General features: G+C 72.4%; 19 protein-coding genes. 9 read left to right on the top strand and 10 right to left on the bottom strand.

The window, feature by feature from the left end:
* The first annotated feature begins 5 nt into the window (after window positions 1–5).
* The 3 genes from AB0M30_RS28365 to AB0M30_RS28355 are packed head-to-tail and all read left to right on the top strand — an operon-like array spanning window position 6 to window position 2,688.
* On the top strand, window positions 6–1,634 hold the full coding sequence (locus AB0M30_RS28365; protein WP_364589483.1) for a S8 family serine peptidase: 1,629 nt from the start codon (window positions 6–8) through the stop codon (window positions 1,632–1,634).
* Window positions 1,631–2,206 (top strand): sigma-70 family RNA polymerase sigma factor, encoded by a 576-nt coding sequence (locus AB0M30_RS28360; RefSeq protein WP_013230377.1) that lies wholly within the window; start codon window positions 1,631–1,633, stop codon window positions 2,204–2,206. Before AB0M30_RS28365 ends, AB0M30_RS28360 begins: the two co-directional genes overlap by 4 nt.
* Entirely contained in the window at window positions 2,203–2,688 is a 486-nt protein-coding gene (locus AB0M30_RS28355; RefSeq protein WP_360164151.1) for a hypothetical protein, read from the top strand. Before AB0M30_RS28360 ends, AB0M30_RS28355 begins: the two co-directional genes overlap by 4 nt.
* 20 nt (window positions 2,689–2,708) lie before the next feature.
* On the opposite strand, the gene AB0M30_RS28350 is transcribed toward AB0M30_RS28355, so the two are convergent.
* Window positions 2,709–2,990: a hypothetical protein gene (locus tag AB0M30_RS28350; RefSeq protein WP_364589480.1), complete on the bottom strand. Its 282-nt coding sequence runs from the start codon at window positions 2,988–2,990 to the stop codon at window positions 2,709–2,711.
* A gap of 96 nt (window positions 2,991–3,086) precedes the next feature.
* On the opposite strand from AB0M30_RS28350, the gene AB0M30_RS28345 reads away from it, so the two are divergent.
* Window positions 3,087–5,633, top strand: coding sequence for a CHAT domain-containing tetratricopeptide repeat protein (locus AB0M30_RS28345; protein WP_364589477.1), 2,547 nt, complete (start codon window positions 3,087–3,089; stop codon window positions 5,631–5,633).
* 234 nt (window positions 5,634–5,867) lie between these two features.
* Here the strand turns inward: AB0M30_RS28345 and AB0M30_RS28340 are convergent, their stop codons facing one another.
* Both AB0M30_RS28340 and AB0M30_RS28335 read right to left on the bottom strand, forming a co-directional pair.
* Window positions 5,868–7,193 (bottom strand): DUF2079 domain-containing protein, encoded by a 1,326-nt coding sequence (locus tag AB0M30_RS28340; protein WP_364589474.1) that lies wholly within the window; start codon window positions 7,191–7,193, stop codon window positions 5,868–5,870.
* Between the two features lie 56 nt (window positions 7,194–7,249).
* Window positions 7,250–8,581 carry a HAMP domain-containing sensor histidine kinase gene (locus AB0M30_RS28335; RefSeq protein WP_364589472.1) on the bottom strand — a complete coding sequence of 444 codons (1,332 nt, stop codon included), beginning with the start codon at window positions 8,579–8,581 and terminating at the stop codon, window positions 7,250–7,252.
* A 65-nt stretch (window positions 8,582–8,646) separates the two neighbouring features.
* Here AB0M30_RS28335 and AB0M30_RS28330 point away from each other — a divergent pair, with 65 nt between their 5' ends.
* Window positions 8,647–9,483, top strand: coding sequence for a maleylpyruvate isomerase family mycothiol-dependent enzyme (locus AB0M30_RS28330; protein WP_364589470.1), 837 nt, complete (start codon window positions 8,647–8,649; stop codon window positions 9,481–9,483).
* 76 nt (window positions 9,484–9,559) lie between these two features.
* Here AB0M30_RS28330 and AB0M30_RS28325 read toward each other — a convergent pair whose 3' ends face one another.
* Window positions 9,560–10,582 carry an aldo/keto reductase gene (locus AB0M30_RS28325; RefSeq protein WP_364589468.1) on the bottom strand — a complete coding sequence of 341 codons (1,023 nt, stop codon included), beginning with the start codon at window positions 10,580–10,582 and terminating at the stop codon, window positions 9,560–9,562.
* Between the two features lie 116 nt (window positions 10,583–10,698).
* Between AB0M30_RS28325 and AB0M30_RS28320 the strand changes: the two genes are divergently transcribed.
* The gene (locus AB0M30_RS28320) at window positions 10,699–11,268 is read left to right on the top strand and encodes a TetR/AcrR family transcriptional regulator (protein WP_364589465.1); all 570 of its coding nucleotides are present in this window, start codon (window positions 10,699–10,701) and stop codon (window positions 11,266–11,268) included.
* 11 nt (window positions 11,269–11,279) lie between these two features.
* On the opposite strand, the gene AB0M30_RS28315 is transcribed toward AB0M30_RS28320, so the two are convergent.
* From AB0M30_RS28315 to AB0M30_RS28305, 3 genes are read right to left on the bottom strand one after another with little or no spacing between them, the layout of a single operon-like run.
* Window positions 11,280–11,855, bottom strand: a complete 576-nt coding sequence (locus tag AB0M30_RS28315) for a dihydrofolate reductase family protein (RefSeq protein ID WP_364589462.1) — start codon at window positions 11,853–11,855, stop codon at window positions 11,280–11,282.
* 21 nt (window positions 11,856–11,876) lie between these two features.
* The gene (locus tag AB0M30_RS28310) at window positions 11,877–12,863 is read right to left on the bottom strand and encodes a small ribosomal subunit Rsm22 family protein (RefSeq protein WP_364589459.1); all 987 of its coding nucleotides are present in this window, start codon (window positions 12,861–12,863) and stop codon (window positions 11,877–11,879) included.
* A 28-nt stretch (window positions 12,864–12,891) separates the two neighbouring features.
* On the bottom strand, window positions 12,892–13,071 hold the full coding sequence (locus AB0M30_RS28305) for a hypothetical protein (protein ID WP_364589456.1): 180 nt from the start codon (window positions 13,069–13,071) through the stop codon (window positions 12,892–12,894).
* A 264-nt stretch (window positions 13,072–13,335) separates the two neighbouring features.
* On the opposite strand from AB0M30_RS28305, the gene AB0M30_RS28300 reads away from it, so the two are divergent.
* The 3 genes from AB0M30_RS28300 to AB0M30_RS28290 all read left to right on the top strand — a co-directional run bounded on the left by AB0M30_RS28300 (window position 13,336) and on the right by AB0M30_RS28290 (window position 15,446).
* Complete coding sequence (locus tag AB0M30_RS28300) at window positions 13,336–13,761, top strand: YciI family protein (protein ID WP_364589453.1); 426 nt, start codon at window positions 13,336–13,338, stop codon at window positions 13,759–13,761.
* Window positions 13,762–13,765: 4 nt separating this feature from the next.
* Window positions 13,766–14,116 (top strand): YciI family protein, encoded by a 351-nt coding sequence (locus AB0M30_RS28295; RefSeq protein WP_360164130.1) that lies wholly within the window; start codon window positions 13,766–13,768, stop codon window positions 14,114–14,116.
* A 64-nt stretch (window positions 14,117–14,180) separates the two neighbouring features.
* Window positions 14,181–15,446, top strand: a complete 1,266-nt coding sequence (locus AB0M30_RS28290) for an RNA polymerase sigma factor (RefSeq protein ID WP_364589449.1) — start codon at window positions 14,181–14,183, stop codon at window positions 15,444–15,446.
* Here AB0M30_RS28290 and AB0M30_RS28285 read toward each other — a convergent pair.
* From AB0M30_RS28285 to AB0M30_RS28275, 3 genes are read right to left on the bottom strand one after another with little or no spacing between them, the layout of a single operon-like run.
* Window positions 15,436–15,993: an HD domain-containing protein gene (locus AB0M30_RS28285; RefSeq protein WP_364589446.1), complete on the bottom strand. Its 558-nt coding sequence runs from the start codon at window positions 15,991–15,993 to the stop codon at window positions 15,436–15,438. The genes AB0M30_RS28290 and AB0M30_RS28285 overlap by 11 nt on opposite strands.
* A 9-nt stretch (window positions 15,994–16,002) precedes the next feature.
* Entirely contained in the window at window positions 16,003–17,694 is a 1,692-nt protein-coding gene (locus AB0M30_RS28280; RefSeq protein ID WP_364589443.1) for a lactate permease LctP family transporter, read from the bottom strand.
* 26 nt (window positions 17,695–17,720) lie between these two features.
* On the bottom strand, window positions 17,721–18,503 hold the full coding sequence (locus tag AB0M30_RS28275; protein ID WP_364589441.1) for an IclR family transcriptional regulator: 783 nt from the start codon (window positions 18,501–18,503) through the stop codon (window positions 17,721–17,723).
* Between the last annotated feature and the right edge of the window lie 630 nt (window positions 18,504–19,133).

The raw sequence follows: 19,133 nt of genomic DNA, 5'->3' as shown, positions 1-19,133 counted from the left end.
ACCCGATGGTCGTCAGGTTCTTGCGAGACGAGACCACGGAAGCAGCGACGGAGGACGCGAGCACGCTCAACGAGCTCCCGGCCCCGCCAAGGCAGTTGCTGGACCGGCACGGCGCCCGCGTGCTCGATCCGGCGACGGCGGTCGTCGCGGCCGGGCAGCCGGCCCCGCGCACCACCGTGTACCGGCCGGGCGTGTTCCTCATCCCGCAGCGGTACCTCCGCGACCAGCAGACGCTGGCCGCGATCAACGGCGTCCTCGCCCGCATCGGCCTCTACGCCGAGCCGGCCGGCGGGGGCGATACGAAGGAAGCGGCCCGGTATCGGCAGCTCGACGAACTGCCCGTCCGCGCCCTGCTGCGCGTCCGCGAAGACGCCGACCCGGTCGTCGTCGACTGCTGGAAAGCGCTCCAGCTGCTGCGGTCCGCCGCGTCGGGCGAGCGGCCCGAGCTCGACCCGAAGATCGCGGCCGCGATCGCGCCCGAGCACCTGCTGTTCACCACGCCGGTGTTCGGCGGGGTGCCGTGGGAGACCAGCGGCCTCGGCGGCACGCCGTGGGAGACGAGCGGGTTCGGGGCGGGCAGCTCCTACGGGCGCACCCGCGGCGCTAACCGGATCCCGGTGACGCTGGCCGCGGCGCCGCCCTACCGCAGCGAGAAGGCCGAGCAACGGCGGCCGGTGATCGCGGTGCTGGACACCGGCATCGGCCCGCACCCGTGGTTCGGCCTGACCGACCGCAGCGGCCCGCCGGCCGCCGGCTCGGGGCTCGCCGTCGCGCCGGGCATCCAGGCGGCGATCCTGCAGGCCGAGCTCGCTGCCGGCACGACGTTGCCGACCCAGCTGCTCTCGGACTACTGGGACGCGCCGACGACCGGCCAGCCGCTGATCGGCGACGTCGACACCGACACCGGGCACGGCCTGTTCATCGCCGGCATCGTCCGGCAGGCCTGCCCCGAAGCCGACACCCTCGCGATCCGCGTGGTGCACAGCGACGGCGTCGCGTACGAAGCCGACGTGCTGCTCGCCCTGCACCTGCTGGCCGACCGCGTCCGGGCCGCGCAGGCGGACAACCGGCCCGAGGACATGGTCGACATCGTCTCGCTCTCGCTGGGCTACTACGAGGAAAACCCGGCGGACATCGCCTACACCGGCCAGTTCGGCGCGGTCATCGCGGAGCTGCTGGGCCTCGGCGTGCTCGTCGTCGCCGCGGCGGGCAACGACGCCACCACGCGCCGGTTCTACCCGGCGGCCTTCGCCGACCAGCCGCTCGGCGGCGGCAGCGGCCCGCAGGTGATCAGCGTCGGGGCGCTCAACCCCGACGTCACCGCGAGCAAGGCGCTGTTCTCCAACGAAGGCCCGTGGGTGCGTGCCTGGGCGACCGGCGCCGGCGTCGTCAGCACCTACCCGACCGACGTCCGCGGCACCGCGACCGCCGACCACGAGGTGCCGGGCTTCGGCCGCAACTCCTTCGACCCCGACGACTACAGCGCCGGCTTCGCGGTCTGGGACGGGACGTCGTTCGCCGCGCCGCTGGCCGCCGCCGAGCTCGGCAAGGCCCTGCTGCAGTCCGGGGACCTGGCCACGGTCGACCGCGAAACCGTCGTCAAGCGCGCCTGGACCGCGCTGGGCACCCTGTGAACGTGGCCAAGACCGACCACGCTCGCGTGGCGACCCTGTTCGACGCCGCGCGGGAGGGCGACCGCGCGGCGCTGGACGAGCTGGTTTCCCTGCTCACGCCGTTGCTCTGGCAGGTGGCGCGTGATCAGGGGCTGGACGCCGAGCACGCGGCCGACGTCGTGCAGACGACGTGGCTGCGGCTGCTCGGCTCGTTCGCGGAGATCCGCTCGCCGGTCGCGCTGACCGGCTGGCTGATCACCGTCACCAAGCGGGAGGCCTGGCGCACGGGGGAAAAGCGCCAGATCGAGCGGCCGCTGCCGGAGCTTCCGGAGCGGCTTTCCGAAGCATCGCCGGCACCCGAGGAGGGGGTGCTGCGCGAGGACCAGCGCGTGCGGTTGTGGCGCGCGGTCGACAACCTGCCCGAACGCTGCCGCAGCCTGCTGCGGATCGTGGCGTTCGTGCACCGGCCGGACTACGCCGAAGTCGGCGCCCGGCTGGGTATGCCGAGGGGGAGTATCGGCCCGACCAGGGGACGTTGCCTCGCGCGCCTGCGCGAGCAGCTACTCGCCAACGGCGAAGGAGATTGGCTGTGACGACCGTCGAACCACCAGGCGCGAACGAGCCCTTGGACGAGCTCGACCTCCGGTTGCTGGCCGGCGTGCGCGAGCTGTGGGAAGACGCCGACCCGATGCCCGCCACGCTGGTGGACCAGATCCGCTTCGCGATCCGGCTGGAGGACGTCGACCTGGAGGTGATGCGCATCCGCGACCTGGCGCAGCTCGCGGATGCGCGCAGCGCCGCCGAACAGGGCAGGCTCATCACGTTCGACAGCGAAAGCCTGACGATCATGGTGAACGTCAGCCCCGAGCCGGGCGGCACGATCCGCCTGGACGGCTGGTTGACGCCACCGGCCGAGCACCCGATCGAGGTCCGCGCGAGCTCGGGCCCGCTGACGACGACGTCGGACGCGGAGGGCCGGTTCGCGGTCAGCGGCGTGCCGCACGGGATGGTCCAGGTCCTGGTGCGCACGGCCGGCCGCTCGAGGACGGTGAGCACCCCGGCGATCGAACTCTGAGCGCGAGCCGCGGGGCCGGATCACCGCTCGGTGAGGTCCTCGGCGGGCCACTGCTCGAGGAACGCTCCGAGAGCGTCGTCGATGAGCGCGCCCCGCGGGGTGGGTTCGTCAAAGGGGCCGAGGTGGTCGACAAAGGCGTCGACCAGCACCTCGAGCACGCCTTCCTGCTGGGCGAGGGTCGGTTTCGCCTGCGTCCGCAACGCGGCCAGCAGGTCCGGGGCGCGGTCGCCGAGCAGCTCCACGATGATCCCGCGGTACCGGCGCGGCAGCGCTTCGATGACCGTCGGCACGGGAAAGGACATCCAGCCACCGTAATGACCCGGGCTCCGGGAGCTGCCTGATACCTCTGACTCGGAGGTACGATCCGGGGCGTTCTTCCCCGGCCGAAAGGGCAGCCCGTGGTCGCGTCGCCGAGGGTCGAAGACCGGGTTCGCGACCTGCACCGGCGGGCGGTCGCGGCGACCAACGACGGTCAGCCCGTGGTCGGCGGGCGCCTGATCCGCTCCGCCGCGCGGCTCCTCGGCCTGCCCGCCACCGAACCACCGGCGGGGTGGCCCGCCTGGCCCGACCTCGCGACACGCGTGCTGGGCACCTACGCGGCCGTCGAAACGGCGCTGGGCCACAGCGCCCGCGGGCTCGCGCTGCTCGACGAGGCCGACACCCTCGTGTCGGACGCCGGGCGCGGGATCCTGCGCCAGCAACGGGGTCTCGTGCTCATCCTGATCGGCCGGATGGACGAAGCCCTGGTGTGCTTCGACGAGGCCATCCCGCTGCTGCGGCAGGCCGGCGAGTTCGTCGTGCTCGCCAGGACGCTGCTCAACCGCGCGATGCTGCACCAGTACGCCGGGCGCGTCCGGCTCGCGCTCGCCGACCTCGACCAATGCGAGCAGATCGGGGCCGGCCATCCCGAAGAAGACGGCCTGGCCCGGATCTTCGCCAAAGCCGCGCACGGCCGCGGCCAGGCGCGGGTGCTCACCGGCGACATCCCGGGCGCCCTGCGCGACTTCGACGCGGCGAGCGGCTTCTACGCCGAACAGAGCGTCGGGATGCTGCCGGTGCTGGCCGTCGACAAGGCGCGGGCGCTGCTGGCCGCCGGGCTGCCCCACGAAGCCGCCGCCGAACTCGACGCGGCGCTCGAGCAGTTCCCGCGGCTGCGGATGAACCAGGAACACGCCGAGGCGGAGCTGACCAGGGCGCTGGCCGCGCTGGCGAGCGGCGATCCGGCGGCCGCGCGGGCCTGGGCCGGGCGGGCCGAACGCCGGTTTCGCCGTCGTGGCAACGAAACCTGGGCGGCGGTGGCGCAGCTGACGGTGCTGCGCGCGGACTTCGCGGCCGGGCGGCGGATCTCCCGCATCGGTGCGGAGGCGACCGCGCTGGCCGACCGGCTCACCGCGCTGGGCCTGCGCAACGACGCCGAGATCGCGGCCTTGCTGGCCGCCCGGGCCCGGATCGCACTGGGCGATCTCGACGGCGCCCGCGCCGGGATCGCCCCGCGCGACCGCCGGACCGCGCCGCTGGAGAACCGCCTGGTGCGGCGGCTGGCGCTCGCCGAACTCGGGGCCGCGACCGGCCACCGGCGCATCACGTTCGCGAACGCGCGGGCGGGGTTGACGCAGCTGCAGCGGCACCGCAGCCGGTTCGGCAGCGTCGACCTGCAGACCGGGACGACGTCGCTGGGCAAGGAACTCGCCGATGCGGGGCTCGCCGCGGCGCTCGCCCAGCGCTCGCCGGGCGTGGTGTTCCGCTGGCTCGACCGCTCGCGCGCCCAGGCGTTCCGGTTCCGGCCGGTGCGCCCGCCGTCCCATCCCGAGATCGTCGACGCCGTCGCCGAGCTGCGGTTCCTCTCGATGCAGATCCGCGCGGGCGAGCTGGCCGGGAAGCCGGACACCCAGGCCGTGAAGCGGTGTGCCGCGCTGGAACGGGAGATCCGCGCCAAGGGCTGGCAGGCCGAGGGCGTGGCCGCCGACCACGCCGAGGCGAAGCTGCGCGAGATCGGCGACGAGCTCGCGGCGACCGGCAGCGCGATGGTCTGCTTCCTCGCCGACCGCGGCGCGTTGTGCGCGCAGGTGCTCGCGAACCACCGGGTGGCGCTGGTCGAGCTCGGCCCGGCTTCGGCCGTGGCGGAGCCGGTCGCGCGGCTGCACAGCGACCTCGACGCGTTGTGCGGGCGCCAGCTGCCGCCGCAGCTGGACCGGGTCATCCGCCGGTCGGTGCGGACGCAGGTCACCGCGCTGGACGCGGTCCTGCTGGCCCCGCTGGCGTCCCGGCTCGGCGACCTCGACGTCGTCGTCGTGCCGACCGGCGCGCTTTCGGCGATCCCGTGGGGACTGCTGCCGACGCTGCACGGCCGCCCGGTGACGGTCACGCCGTCGTCGTCGGCCTGGTTCGACGCGGGCCCCCGCTCCGGCCGGGCGACCGGAGCGCCGCTGCTCGTCGCGGGTTCCGACCTGACCCACGCGGAGGCGGAGGTGACCCGGCTGGCGCCGCTCTACCCGGACGCCGAGGTCCTGATCGGCCCGGACGCGACGGTCGCGGCCACGCTCAAGGCGTTCGACGGCTGCCGCCTGGCCCACTTCGCCGCGCACGGCCACCACGAGCAGGAGAACGTGCTGTTTTCCCGGCTCAACCTGGCCGACGGGCCGTTGATGGCCTACGACGTCCAGCAGCTGGCGACGGCACCGGAGCAGGTGGTGCTCTCGTCGTGCGACGTCGGCCAGGCGGTGGTCCGCGCGGGCGACGAGGTCTTGGGCTTCACGGCGGCGCTGCTCTACGGCGGCAGCCGCACGGTGGTCTCGAGCGTGGCCCGCGTCGACGACCGCACGGCGGGCGGGGTGATGCTGGCGTTTCACCAGGCACTCGCGGTGGGCACGCCCCCGGCGCGGGCGTTGGCGGACGCGGCCCGGGCGGAGCCGTTGATGCCGTTCGTCTGCTTCGGCCGCAGCTGACCAGCCCCCAGCGCCCCAATGTGGCCTTGGTTGCGTTGAACGCACCCAAGGGGCCCTTCGGTGCGTTCAACGCACCGAAGGCCACATTGGGGCGCTTGAGTCCGGCCCGACGCTTCACTCGATCGAGTGAAGCGCGGACCCAAGCGTCATTCCTCAAGCAGGGTTCCCTCTTCCTCGGTGCGGCGGTAACCGGCCGGCACGCCCCCCGACTGGCCGGTTACCGCTGCGAGTTCCCTACTCACGGTGGAGCAGCACGACGGAGTCCGTTCCGTCGACGCGCCGGTACCCCGTGTCCTCCAGTTCCGTCAGCGCCGCGGCCTTCGACGCCAGCGTGGTCGGCCAGGACTGTTCCGGCTGCGCGACGGCCACCCACTCCGGCCGCGCGCCGGTCACGCCGTCGAAGAACAGCACCGTGCAGCGGGACGTCAGCCGCGGTGCCAGCCGGTTGGACGCCAGCACCGTCGCGCCGTCCGGGATCCGCGCCAGGACCGCGTCGATCCCGGTCCGCTGCGCCGGCGTCCAGACGCCGTCGGTCAGATGGGCCGCTTGCAGGCCGGACGACGCCAGCCCGGCGACCACCGCGCACACCGGCAGGTACCGCTTGAACCCGCCGAACCGGCGGGCGCCGTGCACGCCGGCGATGAACACGATCGGCATCAGCACCGCGCTGTAGTGGTAGCCCGTGCCCCAGTAGCGGTCGTTCGCCGAGACCAGCCGCCACAGCAGCGTCGGCACCGTCAGGACGAGCAACGGCGATCGCAGGGCCGCGAAGGCCGTCGGCGCCAGCAGGGCCAGCAGCATCGAAACCTTGACGATCGCGCCGCCGAACGGGTCGAGGCCGCTGCCGTGCGCGTATGCGCCTCCCGGGTTCAACGCCGGCAGCACGACCAGGAACAGCAGCGCCGACGTGACGACGCCGAAGACGAGCACCGTCCAGCCGAGCCGCCGCTGCCGGTTGAGCACCAGCACCACGCCGACGGCCGCGAGCGTCAGCGGCAGGTCCTCCTTGACCAGCACCAGCGGCAGCGCGCACCAGACCGCGGCCCGCCACCGCTCGTGCAACAGGTGCTCGGCGGTGAAAGCCAGCATCGGGACGGCGAAGCAGACCTCGTGGAAGTCGAAGTTCACCGCCGACAGCAGCCCCCACGACAGCACGTACCCGACGCCCGCGAGCGCACCCCGGCGGACGCCGAGCAGCCGGCTCGCGCACCGCGTCACCGGCACCGCGGACAGCGCGAACAGCAACGCCTGCGCGACCAGCAGGCAGCCCGGCGACGGCCACAGCAGGTAGAACGGCGCCAGCAGCGCCAGGATCGGGTGGAAGTGGTCGCCCAGCGTCGGGTAACCCGCGCCGAGCAGGTCCGAGACCGGCCAGTGCCCGTGCGCGTAGGACCGCACCGCCTGTTCGAAGATCCCCAGGTCGAAGCCGCTCGCGTCGAACGTCCGCAGCCGCTGCAGCGACCAGGCGGCGTACCCGGCGAAAGCGACCGCGGCGACGACGTAGGGGACCGCGCGGCGTTCGCGGGTGCGCGCCGGAGCCGGCGCGAAGTCGATCAGCATGGCGGGATGCTCGTGCGGCCACGCTGAACCGACGCTGAAGCTGCCTGAAGAAGACTTCAGGCCAGCGGCAGGCGCAGCTCCAGGCAGGCACCGGACGTGCTCTCGGCGACGCGCAGCGTGCCGCCGTGCGTCCGCGCGATCTCCGCGGCGATCGCCAGCCCCAGCCCCGAGCCGCCGTCGGCTTCGCGCGCACGGTCGTCGTCGAGGCGGACGAACCGGTCGAAGACGCGCTCGCGGTCTTCGGCCGGGATGCCGGGGCCGTCGTCCCGGACGGCCAGCACCGCGTGGCCGCCGGCCTCGGTGAGCGTGATCGTCACGCGGCTCGCCGCGTGCCGCTCGGCGTTGTCGGCGAGGTTGCGCAGCACGCGTTCCAGGCGTCCCCGGTGCCCCTGGACCACCGGGCCGGCGTGGATTTCGGTGCGCACCTCGACGCCGTCACGCGGGAGCCGCGCGGCGACGTGCCCGGTGACGAGCTCCGCCAGCGCGATCCGGGTGACCCCGGCCGGCTGGCCGGCGTCCAATTTGCTGAGCAGCAGCAGGTCGCCGGTGAGCGTCTCCATCCGCGAGACGTCCAGCACGGCGTTTTCGCAGCTGCGGCGCCAGTCGAGCCGGTCGGGGTGGGCGAGCTGGACCTCGAGCTGGGTGCGCATCGACGCCAGCGGCGTGCGCAGCTCGTGCGACGCGTCCGCGGTGAACTGGCTTTGCCGCTGCACGGACCGGTCGAGCCGCGCCAGCATCTCGTTCATCGTGACGGCGAGTTCGGTGATCTCGTCGCCGGAGTCGGGCACCGGCACCCGGCGGCCGAGGTCCCGCGCGCGGACGCCGTCGACCTCCGCGCGGATGGCGCCGACCGCGCGCAGCGACCGGCGGACGGCGAACCAGGCGACGGCGCCGATGAGCAGCGAAGCCGCGGGCACCGCGCCCCAGAGGAGCTGCTGCGCATTGGCCACGGTCTCGAGGCCGACGGGGTCGAGCTTCTCCGCGGACAAGACCGCGTAGCGGCGGTTCTTCGTCCGCGCAGTGCTGTACAGCTGGTCGTCGAGGCCGAACGGCTGGACGATGACGCAGTCCGGCCCGTAGATCCGGACCGATTGGTCGTCGGAGAACTTCTTCGTGCTGCCGAGCGAGCAGTCGGCCGCCTGCAGGCTGATCATGTACCCGCCGCCCTTGGGGTACCGGGTCGGCACGTCGGCCGGGGTAACCCCTGAGTTCAGAAGCGCAAGCAGCGTGTCGACCTTGTCGCTCGCGCGGGCACGGGCGTTGTTTTCGAGGCCGCTTTGCAGGGTGTGCACGAACCAGTACGACCCGAGGCCGAGCACGACTGCCGACGCGAGGGCGGCGAAGAGGGCGACCCGCCACCGGGTCGACCGGGGCAGGAGCCGGGTCATGCCCCGAAGATAACCGCACCTTCGGAGACTCGGGCCGGTGTGCCCGCGGGTTAACGTCGGAAACCGTGACGGTCGAACAGTGGCACCAGGTGCGCGCGGCCTTGCCCGAGGTCGGCGGCCGGTTCGCGGACCTGCTGACCGGGGTCGGTGACCCGCACGAGCGAGCGCTCGGCGAGTGGTCGATCGCCGAAGCGGCGTCGCACGTGGGGATGATCGCGCTGATGTACACGGCGATGGTCCGCGGCGACGGCGGCCCGCTGCCGCTGCCGGGTCTCGAAGAGCCGATCGACGCGGCGAGCGTCGACACGATCTCCCGGATGAACGCGCTCGCGCTGGAGCTCTACCCGGAGCGCGACCCGGTCCGGCTGGCCGCGCGGCTGCGCGCCGACATCGCCGAGGTGCTGCTGGTCAGCGCGGACCTCGACCCGGAGAAGCCGGTGTGGTGGCTGGGTGGCTCCCGCGTGCCGGTGGCGGGTGTCCTCGCGCACCTGGTCAACGAAATGCTGATCCACGGCCTCGACATCGCCCACGCCCTCGGGCGGCCGTGGCGCGTCCCCGCGCGGCTCGAGGCGCTGTTCCTGGAGCTGTTCCTGTTCGGCATGGTCCGCAACGACATGGGCCACCTCCTCGACGACGCGAAGCCGTCGCCGCGTCGCATCGCGGTGGAGTTCCGGTCGGCGTACACGAGACCGGCGGTGCTGGCGCTCCAGCACGGAAAGCTGCGCTACGAGGAACCGGACGGCACCGCGGACGTCCGCCTGCGGTTCGACCCGGCGGTGCTGGTCCCGATGATGTTCGGCCGGATTTCCCGCCTCCGCGCGGCTTTGCTCGGCGGCGTGCGAATCGGCGGCCCGCGGCCGTGGCTGCTGCCCGCCTTCCTGCGGACGGTCCGGATGCCCTGACGAGCAAGGCGTAAGTCCGGGCTGGTGGACGGAGCCGGGCCTTGCTCGGCCACTGACCCGGTTGCGCAACATTCGTTCAGGCTGCGGCGCGCTCCGCGAGCGGGCGGCGGCGCAGGCCCGGGTTGTGCACGGCCGGCGGCTGGTAGTTCTGGTCGAGCGCGCCGATGTTGGTGCCCGGCGGCACGATTTCGTCGATGCGGTCGAGGACGTCGTCGGTGAGCCGGACCTCGACGCCGGCCAGCAGGTCGTCGAGCTGGGGCATGGTCCGCGGACCGAGCAGCGCGCTGGTGACGCCGGGGTGGGCGATGACGAAGGCCATCGCGAGGTGGGTCATCGGCAGGCCGGCTTCGGCGGCCAGCGGGACGAGCTGCTCGACGACGTCGAGCCGGCGTTCGTCGCTGAGGTGCTTGAGCAGGTGGGCCCGGCGCAGGTCGTTGCGCTCGCCCTTGCGGACGCGTCCGGTGAGCAGGCCCTGGCCGAGCGGGCCCCAGATCAGCGTGCCCATGCCGAAGCGCTGGGCCAGCGGCAGCACCTCGCGCTCGACACCGCGGTTGAGGAGGGAGTAGGCCGCCTGCTCGGCGCGGAACCGCGCCAGGCCGCGGTGTTCGGCGATCCACTGGGCCTCGACGATGTCGGAGGCGAGGCTCTGGGACGTGCCGATCGCGCGGATCTTGCCGGCACGAAGCAGGTCGGTCAGCGCGGAAAGCGTTTCCTCGACGTCCGTCGCGGGATCGGTGCGGTGCAGCTGGTAGAGGTCGATGTGGTCGACCTGCAGGCGCCGCAGCGAGTTCTCGACGGCGGTGGCGATCCAGCGCCGGGACGCGCCTTGGTGGTGCGGGTCGTCGCCGACCTGGCGGCCGAACTTGGTGGCGAGCACGACGTCGTCGCGGCGGCCCCGCAACGCTTTGCCGACGACCTCTTCGGAGTCGCCGTAGGCGTCGGCGGTGTCGATGAAGTTGATGCCCGCGTCCAGTGCCTTGTGGATCATGCGGGCGGAGTCGTCCGGGTCGGGGTTGCCGAAGGACGTCGCGAACATCATCGCGCCGAGCGCGTACGGGCTGACCTTGATCCCGGTCCGGCCGAGGGTGCGGTAGTGCATGGGTTCTCTCCCGCCGAGGTGCCGGCCGGCGCGGGTGCCGTACGCTGGCCGTAAGTGGAAACCTATTCCGGAACTATACGGAAAAGGTTTCCGGTTATGCAACCGAGAGGGGCGAAGTGGCCCAGGAGACCCGACGGCGGCGCGCCGACGCCCAGCGCAACGTCGAGGCCTTGATCGAGGCGGCGCGGACGGTTTTCGACACCTCCGGCGTGGATGCCCCGGCCAAGGAGATCACCGACCTCGCCGGAGTCGGCGTCGGCACGCTGTACCGGCACTTCCCGCAGCGCTCGGACCTGGTCAAGGCCGTCGTGCGGACCGGGATCGACGCCGTCGCCGACGCCGGCCCGGCGCTGAGCGCCGCCCACCCGCCGGAGCGGGCGCTTTCGCTCTGGATCGACCGGTTCGTCGAGCTCCTCGGGACCAAACGCGGGCTCGCCTCGGCCCTGCACTCGGGCGATCCGGCGTTCGAAGGGCTGCCCGGCTACTTCATGGAGCGGCTGGGGCCCACGCTCACGGCCCTGCTCGACGCGGCGGCCGCCGACGGCGCGATCCGCGGCGACCTCGGCGCCGAGGACCTCCTGTACGCGATCGCGTTGCTGTGCGGGCCCGCACCCGGCCGCGAGCCGGGGCACGGCAGGCGCATGGTCGCCGTCCTCGTCGACGGCCTCCGCTACCGCGCCGGCTGACGGGCGGCGGGCTAGTTCCGCACGCGGAAGGTCAGGTGCGTCGCGTTCGGCGTCTCGTGCACGGCGGTGCGTTCCAGCCGCACGTGCCGGCCGGTCTCGGCGTCGAACAGCCGGACGCCGGCGCCGAACAGCAACGGGACGACGTGCAGCCGCAACTCGTCGACCAGCCCGGCCAGCAGGAACTGCCGCAGGGTCGTGCCGCCGCCCATCAGCATGACGTTGTCGTCGCCGGCAGCCGCTTTCGCTTGCCGCAGCGTGCTTTCGAGGCCGTCGGTGACGAACGTGAACGTCGTCGGGCCCTTGACGACCGGCTCGTGCGGCCGGTTCGTCACGACGAAGACCGGCTTCTTGAACGTGCCGTCGTCACCCCAGGGATCGACGCCGACGTCGAACATCGAGCGGCCCACGACGAACGCGCCGGCGCCGTCGAACAACCGGCGCCCGACCTCGGCGTCGGCGTCCGTGCCCTCGAACAACCACCCGTGCAGCAGGTCGCCGTCCTTGCCGAGGCGGTGCTCGGTGCTGGTGTCCGGCCCGGCCACGATGCCGTCCGCCGACATGCTGATCTCCGCGATGACTTTCCCCATGGCCGTCACCCTGCCAGGGGATCAGGTGGAAGACCAGCCGTCGCCCCACTCGGCGTCCCGAGCCGCGCGGTACCGCGGGCCTTGCTTCTTCGAGACGGCGACGCCGGGCTTCAGGCCGTCCGGCGTGCACAGGTCGAGCGCCACCCAGCCCTTGTGCTTCTTCGGGTGCCGGATGATCCGCGCGTCGGGCCGCTCGGGCACGGCCGGGCTCCGCGACGCGACGACGTAGGCGAACTTCTCGTCCTCGAACCCGAGCGTCCCCGCCTTGAGCTTCCGGTGCAGTCCCGACCGGGGGAGCCGCGCGGCGAAGTGGCACCAGTCCTTGCCGGGCACGATCGGGCAGGCGGCATCGTGCGGGCACGGCGCGACGACGTGCCGGCCGAGTTCGATCAGCTGCGCGCGGGCGGCGCGGATCCGCTCGTAACCCGCTGGCGTGCCGGGCTCGATCAGCGCGACCGTATCGGCCTTGGCGGCCAGCCAGCGCACGACGTCGGCCCGGGTGGCCTCCGGCAGCTCACCGAGCACATAGGACAGCGTGACGAGGTCGGCTTCCGGAGCCGGCGCGGCGGGATCGACGAACCCGCGCCGCCACTCGGCATCCCGGACGGCGGCCCGCCCGGCGCCCGAGGCGAGCCGCTTGCCGAGCCCGATGGCCCCGGCCACCTGCTCGAGCACGGTGCACCGGGTGAGTGAAGGCCACACGGCCGCGGCAGCCCACACGGCGGCCCCGGTACCCCCACCGACGTCGACCTGCGTACGCGGCTCGAAGCCGGGAGCGCGCAACGCGGCTTCGGCGAGCACAGCGTGCACGGCGGCGTAGGTGGCGGGCATGCGATAGCCCGCGTACGCGGCGACGTCGGCTTCGGAGCCGAGGATCGGCGAAGTGGCCGCGTCACCTTGGCGGTAGCGCGCGCTGAGCCGGTCGACGGCCTGGGTCAGCCGGGCCACCGGGTGCCGGGCCAGTTCGTCGTCGAGCGCGGAGGAGAGATCGTCGGGGAGTACGGCCACGACGGGCAGATTAGCCGGGGCCCGCCCCTCACCAGGGCTTGGCGTCGCGGTTGCGGGTCCAGCGCCACGCGGCCGCCGCCCCCTGCCGCACCAGCCGGCCGGCCCGCGCCAACCGGGGCCGCAGCCGCGGCCGGTCTTCGGGGGCCCGCCGGATTTCGAGGGCGCGGGGGTAGCGCCTCCGGACCCGCCGCCGGGAGGTGTCCCACACCGGGAAGCTCAGCTTGCGCCCTGGTCCCCCGGCAGGCGGACGATGTACCGGCGCTTCCCGTGCCGTGCGCGCTCCGCCACGTCACCCTCCCCGCTCTGCCGCAGGGCGGCAGCGTACCGGCACGGCCGGCGGCCCCTGTCCGGATTGTCCCCCCGACCCGGCCCTGAGCTGCTACTTTTCCCGCGCCAAAACTTTTTCTCGGAAGCTGTCGATCCGGCGCCCGGCCGTTCGACGCGTAGGCAAAGCGAACGAAGGGAGACCGCGATGCGGTTCATGGTGATCGTCAAGTCGAACGAGGACTCCGAGGCGGGCCAGGGCCCCAGTGCCGAGCTGCTGGAGCAGATGGGGAAGTTCAACGAAGAGCTGGTCAAGGCCGGAGTGCTGCTCGCCGGTGAAGGACTCACGCCGAGTTCGCAGGGCGCGCGGGTCGTCTTCTCCGGTACCGAAGAGCCCAAGGTCGTCGACGGTCCGTTCGCCGAGACCAAGGAGCTCGTCGGCGGCTTCTGGATCCTGCAGTGCCGCGACCGCGAAGAGTGCATCGAGTGGGTCAAGCGGATGCCCAACCCCGACGGCCACGCCGGTGCGGTCGAGATCCGCCGCGTCGCCGAGGCAGCCGACTTCGAGAACATGACGCCGGAAGTCGTCGAAATGGAAAGCCGGCTGCGGGCGCAGGCCGCCGGGCAGGCGTGACGCCGTGCGGTTCCTGGTGATCGTGAAGGCCAGCCCCGAATCGGAGGCGGCCGGGTTCGAGCCCAGCGCCGAAGAGCTGACCGAGATGACGAAGTTCAACGAGCGGCTGGCCGCCGAGGGCCGGATCGAACTCGCCGAAGGGCTCACGTCCAGCGCGGACGGCTCGCGCGTCCTGTTCGAAGGTGACGCCGAGCCCAAGGTCATCGACGGCCCGTTCGCCGAGACGAAGGAGCTGATCGCGGGGTTCTGGGTGCTCAAGGGCGAGTCCCTCGCCGAGATCGTCGAGCTCATGAAGCAGGTCCCGAACCTCGGCCCTGGCGAAGGAGTGCTGGAGATCCGCCCGATCAGCGAGTAGTGAGATCCGCCCGATCAGCGAGTAGTGGGTTGCACCGCGGAAGATCACCCTGTCTGATGGCCGGGTGACGGTTGCGGACGCCCGGAGAACGGTCGAAACGGTCTGGCGGATCGAGTCGCCGCGGCTCATCGCGGGCTTGGCCCGGATGGCCCGCGGTGACGTCGGTCTCGCCGAAGAACTGGCGCAGGACGCGCTGGTCGCGGCGCTGGAGCAGTGGCCGGACTCGGGCGTCCCCCGCAACCCCGGCGCGTGGCTGATGACCATCGCCAAGCGCCGCGCGGTCGACCAGTTCCGCCGCAACGAGCGGTACGCCGAGAAGCTCGAGGAAGTCGGCCGCGACCAGCGGCTCGGCGACGGCGTCCTGCCCGACTTCGACGCCGCGCTCGACGACCACATCGAGGACGACGTCCTGCGCCTGCTGTTCGTCGCCTGCCACCCGGTGCTGAACACGCAGGCGCGGGTCGCGTTGACGCTGCGCATGGTCGGCGGCCTCACCACCGACGAGATCGCGCGCGCGTTCCTGGTCCGCGAATCGACGATCGCCCAGCGGATCGTCCGGGCCAAGAAGGCCCTCACCGCGGCGAAGGTGCCGTTCGAGGTGCCGGAAGGAGACGAGCGCGTCGCGCGGCTTTCGTCCGTGCTCGAAGTCCTGTACCTCGTGTTCAACGAGGGCTACTCGGCCACCCGGGGCGACGACTGGATGCGGCCGGCGCTCTGCGAAGAGGCGATGCGGCTCGGCCGCGTGCTCGCCGGGCTGATGCCGGGCGAGTCGGAGGTCCACGGCCTGGTCGCGCTGATGGAGCTGCAGGCGTCCCGCGCGAAGGCCCGGACCGGCCCGAACGGCGAACCGGTGCTCCTGCTGGACCAGGACCGCTCCCGCTGGGACCGCTTCCTGATCCAGCACGGCCTCGCGGCGCTGACGTTGTCCGAGCAGATCGCCGAGGGCGCGTACGGCCCGTACTCCGCCCAGGCGGCGATCGCGGCCTGCCACGCGCGGGCGCGGACGGCCGAGGAGACGGACTGGGCCCGCATCGCGGCGCTCTACGAAGGCCTCGGCAAGCTCCAGCCGTCCCCGGTGATCGAGCTGAACCGCGGCGTCGCGGTGGCGATGGCGTACGGACCCGAGGCGGGTCTGGCGGTCGTCGACGCCGTCGCCGGGGAAGCGGCGTTGAAGGATTACCACCTGCTGCCGAGCGTCCGCGGCGACCTGCTGGAGAAGCTCGGCCGGTTCGAGGAAGCCGAGCAGGAGTACCGGCGGGCGGCGGAGATGACCGAGAACTCCCGGGAGCGGGAGCTGCTGTTGAACCGCGCGAAGACCGTCAGCCGCTAGCGCCCCGCCACGAAAGCGGCGACAGGGTCATTGCCGCCGCCGCGACCTTCCGGGCGGTCTCCGTCTTGAGGCCCTGCCGGGCCGACTCGATCCATTCGTCGACCGGCCGCACGCCGATGTCCCGGTACTCCAGGGCCTGCAGCAGCATCTCCAGCTTGTCCGCGTCCTTGGCGCACCACGCTTCCGGCGATTCCCGCGTCTCGTACTCGTCGACCGCCGCGCGGACAAGCTCCCGCGAACGCTCGGGCAGCGCGGCCGTCTGGTCGGCGGTGATCTGCCGCGGCTGCGGCTTGCGCAGGTAGTCGTTCGCCGTCAGCGGCAGGTCGCCCGTGCGGGTCTCCTGCGTGTCGTGCCACAGCGCCAGGAACGCCGCTCGCTCCGGGGACGCGCCTTCCTCCGCCGCGATCAGCGCCGCGAGCTGGGCCGCGCGCAGGCTGTGCTCGCCGACCGATTCCGGGTCGCGGACGCCCGCGTGCCACCAGCCCGAGCGCCGCACGCGCTTCAAGAGCCCGAGCTCGTAGCCGAAGGACGCCAGTGACTCACTCATCCGCCCAGCCTAGGGCGACGGGATCATCGCCGTCAGGATCGTCGCCTGGAGCAGGGAAATCACCCCGACCACCGCGGTCAGCAGCAGCGACCAGAGGAACGTCTGCCGCAGCAGCGAGCCCTCCTTGCCGCTCTGGCCGATCGCCGTCGCGCCGATCGACAGGTTCTGCGGCGAGATCATCTTGCCCATCACGCCGCCCGAGGTGTTCGTCGCGCCGGCCAGGATCGGGTTGAGGTTCAGCTGCTGCGCCGAAATCACCTGCATCGGGCCGAACAGGCTGTTCGTCGACGCGTCCGAGCCGGTGAGGAACACGCCCAGCCAGCCGATGTACGCCGAGAACAACGGGAAGACCGCGCCGGTCGTCGCCAGGGCCAGGCCCAGCGTCTGCGTCGCGCCCGAGTAGTTCATCACGAACGCGATCGCCAGGATCATGAAGATCGTCGCCAGCGCCCAGCGCATCTGGTGCAGCGTCTTCCGGTACGTCGTCAGCAGCAGTTTCGGCCGGCCGCCCATCGCGAACCCGGCGATCACCGCCGCGAGCAGGGCGACCGTGCCCGGCGAGAACAGGAAGTCGACGGTCAGGGTCGCCGCGTACGGCGCGTTCTTCGCGGTGATCGGCGGGTGCTGGACGACGTGGTTGTGCAGCCCCGGCCAGGCGAAGATCCAGTCGGCCTTGTGCAGGAGCTTGGTCAGGTCGAGCCAGACCGGGAGATTCTTGAAGATCGTGCCGATCCGCGACAGGAAGATGGCCAGGATCAGGATGATGTAGGGCATCCACGCGTACAGCGCGCCGCGCTCGGCCTGGGCGGCGCCGAGGCTCTTGGCGGCCGCGGGGGCTTCCTCGCCGTCGAAGCGCCAGACCGTCGCGGGTTGCCAGAACCGGGTCAGGATCCACAGCGCGGCCATCGCGGTGAGCGCGGCGAGGACGTCGACGAGGCTGGCGCTGATGTAGTTGGACGCGACGAACTGCATGGCCGCGAAGGCGAGCCCGGCGGTCAGCACCGCCGGCCACACTTCGAGCATGCGTTTCCAGCCGGCCAGGACGACGACCAGGAACGCGGGGATGATCAACGCCAGTACCGGCACCTGACGGCCGACCGCCGCCGAGAACAGCTCGGTCGCCTGGTCCTGTTTGAGGTGCATGATCGGCGCGGTCAGCCGGCCGAGCACGATCAGCGGGTTGCCCAGCCCGCCGAACGCGACCGGGGCGGTGTTCGCCAGCAGCGCCAGCACGACGGCCTTGACCGGCGGGAACCCGAGCGCGGCCATCATCGCCGCGGTGATCGCGATCGGCGACCCGCCGCCCGCGACGCCTTCGAGCAGCGCGCCGAAGCTGAACGCGATGAGCAGCGCCTGCAGCCGCCGGTCCTCGCTGAACCCGGCGAGCACCCGCTTGATCGCGTCGAACCGGCCGGTGGCGACGGTGACGTTGTGGAAGTACACGGCGTGGAAGGCGATCCAGGCCACCGACCACACGCCGAACACCACGCCCATCGCCGCGGAGTCGAACGCCAGCGCGGCGGGCATCCGGTAGAGCAGCAGGGCGACGCCGAGCGCGGTGACCAGCGCCAGCGCCGCGGAGAGGTGCGCGGAGAAGCGGATCACCCCGAGCGCAACGAGCAGCACGATGATCGGGAGCGCGGCGAGCAGCGCGGAAACCCACAGCCCGCCCGCCGGCTGGTAGTCCTGGATCCAGGTCACGTCGGCTCCTTCGCCGGGGTGGGTGCTCAGGCCGGCCGGCTCCGGACGTACCCGAGCCGCAGGGACAGGGCGGCGGCGGTCCCGGCCACGGAGGCGCCGAGTTCGTCGAGGCGGCGCAGCACGCGCGGAGCGGGCCCGGCGATGCTGATGGCGGCGATCGGCCGGCCCGAGTGGTCCCGCACGGCGGCGGCGACGCAGCCGACGTCCGGCTCGTTCTCGACCTCGTCGATCGCCCAGCCGCGGCGGCTGGTCTTCGCGAGCTCGTCGAGCAGCCGGTGCGGGTCGATGATGGTCTTGAGGGTGAGGGAATCGAGCTTCATCCGCCGGATGCGGTCGAGCCGGTCGGCTTCGGGCAGCGCGGCGAGCCAGGCCTTCCCGAGCGACGTCGCGTGCTGCGGCCGCCGCGTCCCGAGCCGGCACGCGAGGGTGACGGCGCTGGCACTGCGTTCGGTGGCGACGTAGACCATGGTGTCGTTGTCGGGGACGGCGAGGTAGGTGGTTTCGCCGGACCGTTCGGCGAGCGACGCGAGGTACCGCGGCGCACACCGGTGCAGATCGGTCGCGGCCATCGCCCGCGCGCCGAGTTCGACGAGCCGGGTGCCGAGCCGCACCCGCCCGGTGACCTGGTCGGCTTCGAGGTACTCGAGGTTCTTCAGGGTGCCGACGATGCGGTAGGCGGCGCTGCGGGAAAGCCCCAGTTGCCGCGCGATCGCATTGGTGGAAATCTCCTGGTGCCGCCCGACGTGCTCCAGCACGGCGAGCCCGCGTTCGAGAGTTCCGCTTTGTTCAAGCCCGCGCTCCGGTCCCACGTTGCCCTCCGTTGGACAGATTCCCGCTCAGCGGTACGCCTTTCCGCTGGCTGGGCTTGGACGGTAACACCTCCGATGTATCTGGGGAAGATCTTGGAATGACTCGCAACAATGCGAGTAGTTGTGGATGCTAATTGGTTCAACATCCGATGGTTAAGTTTCCTACCTATGGCGGTTGCGCGGCTGTCAGCGGGCGCGTTCGACGGGTTCGAGGGGCGTTTTGTTCAGAGGTGTGAATGGTTGAACGGGCATCAACAGGCGAGACGCAATGTGGACAAACCGGCTCGGGGCCGCGTTCTTTCGCCGTTCTTGTCGGTCGGCGTCGATACGCTGGACCCGGGGGGCGCCCCCGCGGGAGCTGGTCCGAAATGGCGGCGGGCGGGCGGGTGCCGTTGCCGGGTGGCCGAGGTTCGCCCGAGGCCGGGATCCACTCGGGACCGGTCCGCGGGCCGGATGGCGACGCGAACGCGGCGAGGAAGTACCCGCGATTGAGCTGGCGGTCGCCGGCGCGGACGAGGGATGCTCCCCTCGGTGCGGTGCGGTGCGGTGCGGTGCGGTGCGGTGCGGTGCGGTGCGGTGCGGTGCGGTGCGGTGCGGTGCGGTGCGGTGCGGTGCGGTGCGGTGCGGTGC

Origin of the sequence: Amycolatopsis sp. NPDC051716 (assembly GCF_040681595.1) — a bacterium.
GTDB lineage: Bacteria > Actinomycetota > Actinomycetes > Mycobacteriales > Pseudonocardiaceae > Amycolatopsis.
This window is presented reverse-complemented; position numbering and strand designations above follow the sequence as displayed.

What these genes read in the sequence shown, in the direction of transcription:
- AB0M30_RS28365 (WP_364589483.1), top strand. Translation starts at nt 6, where the DNA reads ATGGTCGTCAGGTTCTTGCGAGACGAGACCACGGAAGCAGCGACGGAG.
- AB0M30_RS28350 (WP_364589480.1), bottom strand. Translation starts at nt 2,990, where the DNA reads ATGTCCTTTCCCGTGCCGACGGTCATCGAAGCGCTGCCGCGCCGGTAC.
- AB0M30_RS28340 (WP_364589474.1), bottom strand. Translation starts at nt 7,193, where the DNA reads ATGCTGATCGACTTCGCGCCGGCTCCGGCGCGCACCCGCGAACGCCGC.
- AB0M30_RS28335 (WP_364589472.1), bottom strand. Translation starts at nt 8,581, where the DNA reads ATGACCCGGCTCCTGCCCCGGTCGACCCGGTGGCGGGTCGCCCTCTTC.
- AB0M30_RS28325 (WP_364589468.1), bottom strand. Translation starts at nt 10,582, where the DNA reads ATGCACTACCGCACCCTCGGCCGGACCGGGATCAAGGTCAGCCCGTAC.
- AB0M30_RS28315 (WP_364589462.1), bottom strand. Translation starts at nt 11,855, where the DNA reads ATGGGGAAAGTCATCGCGGAGATCAGCATGTCGGCGGACGGCATCGTG.
- AB0M30_RS28300 (WP_364589453.1), top strand. Translation starts at nt 13,336, where the DNA reads ATGCGGTTCATGGTGATCGTCAAGTCGAACGAGGACTCCGAGGCGGGC.
- AB0M30_RS28285 (WP_364589446.1), bottom strand. Translation starts at nt 15,993, where the DNA reads ATGAGTGAGTCACTGGCGTCCTTCGGCTACGAGCTCGGGCTCTTGAAG.